Origin of the sequence: Amycolatopsis thermalba (genome assembly GCF_003385215.1) — a bacterium.
GTDB lineage: Bacteria > Actinomycetota > Actinomycetes > Mycobacteriales > Pseudonocardiaceae > Amycolatopsis_E > Amycolatopsis_E thermalba.
Genome location: NZ_PQHW01000197.1, coordinates 1 through 3316 on the forward strand (window position 1 = coordinate 1; position 3316 = coordinate 3316).

At 65.4% G+C, this 3316-nt stretch carries 3 protein-coding genes and 1 pseudogene; 3 read left to right on the plus strand and 1 reads right to left on the minus strand.

The annotated features are described in order from the left end of the window. Positions 1-462: pseudogene (locus D0D15_RS37480) on the minus strand (transposase); the annotation flags it as partial. 124 nt (positions 463-586) lie between these two features. Between D0D15_RS37480 and D0D15_RS35465 the strand changes: the two are divergent. The 3 genes from D0D15_RS35465 to D0D15_RS37485 all read left to right on the plus strand — a co-directional run bounded on the left by D0D15_RS35465 (position 587) and on the right by D0D15_RS37485 (position 3291). Then, a complete protein-coding gene (locus D0D15_RS35465) occupies positions 587-1945 on the plus strand; it encodes a DUF3990 domain-containing protein (RefSeq protein ID WP_094005012.1) in 1359 nt (452 codons plus the stop codon). Continuing rightward, on the plus strand, positions 1942-2283 hold the full coding sequence (locus D0D15_RS36185; protein ID WP_143266179.1) for a hypothetical protein: 342 nt from the start codon (positions 1942-1944) through the stop codon (positions 2281-2283). The genes D0D15_RS35465 and D0D15_RS36185 overlap by 4 nt, the downstream gene beginning before the upstream one ends. 648 nt (positions 2284-2931) lie before the next feature. Continuing rightward, positions 2932-3291, plus strand: coding sequence for a site-specific integrase (locus D0D15_RS37485; protein WP_240325331.1), 360 nt, complete (start codon positions 2932-2934; stop codon positions 3289-3291). Positions 3292-3316 lie beyond the last annotated feature (25 nt).

The window sequence follows — 3316 nt, forward strand, 5'->3', positions numbered from 1 at the left end:
GAATGTCGAGGGCGGCATTGATCAAATGGGCGTCATCCCAGTCCCGCTGCGAGACCGGATCGCGAAGCCACTGGTAGTAGGCCTGCCGGGAGATACCCAGCACCCTGCACGTCACCGCGACCGGCACTCGCACAGGGGCGCCGGCCGCGGCCAGTTCACGGACGAGCGGGAAGGCTATTTTCCCGGCAGGTTGCCCTGCGCGAGGTAGGCGGCGGCTTTGCGCAGGACCTCGTTCTCCTGCTCCAGCAGCCGGTTGCGTTTACACAGTTCGCGCAGCTCAGCGGACTCCTCGCGGGTTACGCCGGGCCGGGTGCCGTCCTCGACGTCGGCGGCGCGCAGCCAGTTGGCCAGGCAGGACTCGGAGATCCCGAAGTCTTCGGCGACCTGCTTCAACGGGGTCTCGCCGCGACGGGCCACGGCGACCACGTCGTCACGGAACTCGCGGGGATAGGGCTTGGGCACGATGACATCCTTCCAGGCGAGGCCGGAACCTCACAGGTGAGGTGTCAACCAGACCCTGAGCAGACCCCAAGGCACCACCGCATCGATCGCGGTCGCCGATCTGCACACCGACCTCACCGCGCTCGTGAATCCCACGACGGGTGCTGTCATCGGGTCGCGCAGCTACAGCCCCTTCGGCGAAATCACGGCATCAGCCGGCACGCAAACGGCCCTGGGATATCAGCACCAGTACACCGACCCGGGCACGGGCAACGTGAACATGGGCGCCCGCTGGTACCAGCCGACCACGGGCGGGTTAGCCTCCCGGGACGTCGCAACGCTGGACCCACGAGACATCGGGAACACGAACCGATACGCCTACGCCGGCGGAGACCCCCTGACCGCCCTGGATCCAAGTGGTCTGTTCTGGGGCAAGGTCTGGGACGTCGTCAAGGAGGTCTCCGGTTACAACGACATCGCCGGTTGCGTCAACGGCTCGTGGAGCGCATGCGGGTGGGCGGTCGCCGGCTTCACCCCATGGGGTAAGGCCGCCAAGGCGGCCAGCACCGCTGGTCGGGCAGTGGCCGGTGCCGTGCGCGGCGCCGACAACGTACCGATGCCACGTGGCCACGTCTCCGCGCCGCCGCCGCGATCGCGATTCGACGGAGACCTCCCACCTGCACGCCGTGCGGATGCTCCGAGCCCGCGGCGTGGGGTGCCGAGTGGCGCCGTCGTGCGAGGCGCGACCAAAGCCGGGAAATCGCTGAAGTACGGACGGGCCGCAGGGGCGGCCCTCTCCGCCGGGGGTCGCGCCGGATCCGCTGCTGCGGCCGCAGCAGCGCGCGCTGCGGCCGAGGCCGCCCGCCAGGCCGCCCGCCAGGCGATGGTGCGAGCCCGAGCGCTGACTCCTGCAGCGCGGCCACCTCTCTCGCCGTCGCTCTCACCCAGCATGAGAGCCAGCCTCGAGGCCGCCAACAACCAACCCGTCATCAACCTCAAGGTCCTCGACCCCGCCAACGGCGCACAAGGCCGAGCGGCAGCCGATGCCGGCCCATTCACCCCTGCCACCGACCCGACAACCGCCACCACAGCCAACCTGTCAACGGGCGGCACAGTTCCGGACAACTTCATCGATCTCTACCACGGGACTACAGCAACTGATGCACATAAAGTCAGAGCGAACGGAATCAATCATCGTGCCGGTCGACCTGACCTGGACTTCGGTCAAGGTTTCTACACGACGCGCGATCCGAAACAGGCAGTTGATTGGGCGATTAGGCAGGCGAATCGGGACAAGGACGTACCTGCGGTCCTGCATTTCAGAGTTCCTGTTTTTGAGTTGGAAGCCCTGACCTCGAGAACCTTCGTCGAGGCGGATGACGCGTGGCGGGAGTTCACGCTGCATCACCGTTCCGGTGGAGCTCTCCATCATTATGATATGGTGGAGGGTCCGATGGTGGGCAACGTGTCCAATCTCAGGAATGGAGGTACGGGACGGCCATGAGGCAACCAGGTGACGTTCCACACGAGCGCCGCAGTGACGATGCTGAGCAGGTATCTTCGGTGATCGAGCACTGCTCCTGGATTAGCGATTTCGCTCGTGACTACTTCTGCGAGATTGTTAAGTACATGGTTGCCGAGTTTGGTATCACTGAAGAAGAAGCTATTGGGCGCGTCAATTATGAGACCAGTCATTGGGACATCTATAATCCCAATTTCGATGATATGCTCGGCCATGAAGAACCGGCCTATTGGGCGCACAACATTTACTACGGCCACAATTCACACTGGTGGCGAGTATCGCGCGAAACGTTGGAACCACTTCCGTGGCGTAAGGATTAGATTCCAGCCTCTGTTTGGTGTCTATTCTTCCGGTCCTGATGGATGACGATCTTCCACCCGCGCGTTGTGCGGACGCGCCGAATCCGCGGCGTGGGGTGCCGAATGGCGTTGTCATCCGGGGCGTGACCAAAGCCGGGAAAGCGCTGAAATACGGACGGGCCGCAGGGGCGGCCGTGGTCGCCGGGGGGCCGCGCCGGATCGGCCGCGGCGCGTGCCGCGGCCGAGGCCGCCTGCCAGGCGATGGTGCGAGCTCGAGCGTTGACCTCCTGCGGCGTGGCCACCCGACTTGCCACCCATCCTGCGGCCAGATCAGCACCCGCCCTGCCTCGGCCCACTTCGCGAAGTGGGGCGGCAGTTCGCGATTGTGCGGGAGAACGTGAGTCAGCCCAGCCGGCGGGCGCGCGCGGACCAGCCATCCCGGACAGCTCACCGCTAGGGTTTGCGGGGAGCGGCCATCGAGTGCCAGCAGCCAGTCGATGAAGTCTTGGACGTCGCCTTTGCGTGCCGCTCGCCAGACGGCGGTGGAGCCACGACCAGACCCGTCCCACGAAGGGATCCCTTTGAGTCAGTGGCTCCTGTTGCGATCGTGGCGAAGGTCGAGCCGCCCCTCGGTCCACTCTGTTCCCTGTTCGTACAACATGTTCTCGTTTGCCGCGCGAGCGGGCGCCCTCACCCGCCGAGGCTGCCCGCCTCGTCGAGAAGGCCTTCGCGCTCCACGAAGACTGGGGAACCCTCGTCTGGCTGGTCATGACCACCGGCATCCGCCGCGGCGAAGCCTGCGCCCTCCGCTGGTCCCGCGTCGACCTCGACGAAGGAATCATCGAGATCCGCCGCAGCTACACAAAGCTCCGCGGCGTGGGCCAGGAGAAGGACACCAAGACCGGGTCGGGCTGTGGAGCTGTCTGGGGGACTGTTTCAAGATCGGTGTTTCTGGCCCGACACGCCGGGCTGAGGTCCGGCGGGATGGGCACTGTGAGTGATGACATCTGGGGCTGTGACTCCACGTAAGAGTGAGAAGCGGTTGTCGCCGGAG

Bases quoted from the DNA above. Each gene is read 5' to 3' on its own strand.
- D0D15_RS36185 (WP_143266179.1), top strand. From the start codon at position 1,942: ATGAGGCAACCAGGTGACGTTCCACACGAGCGCCGCAGTGACGATGCT.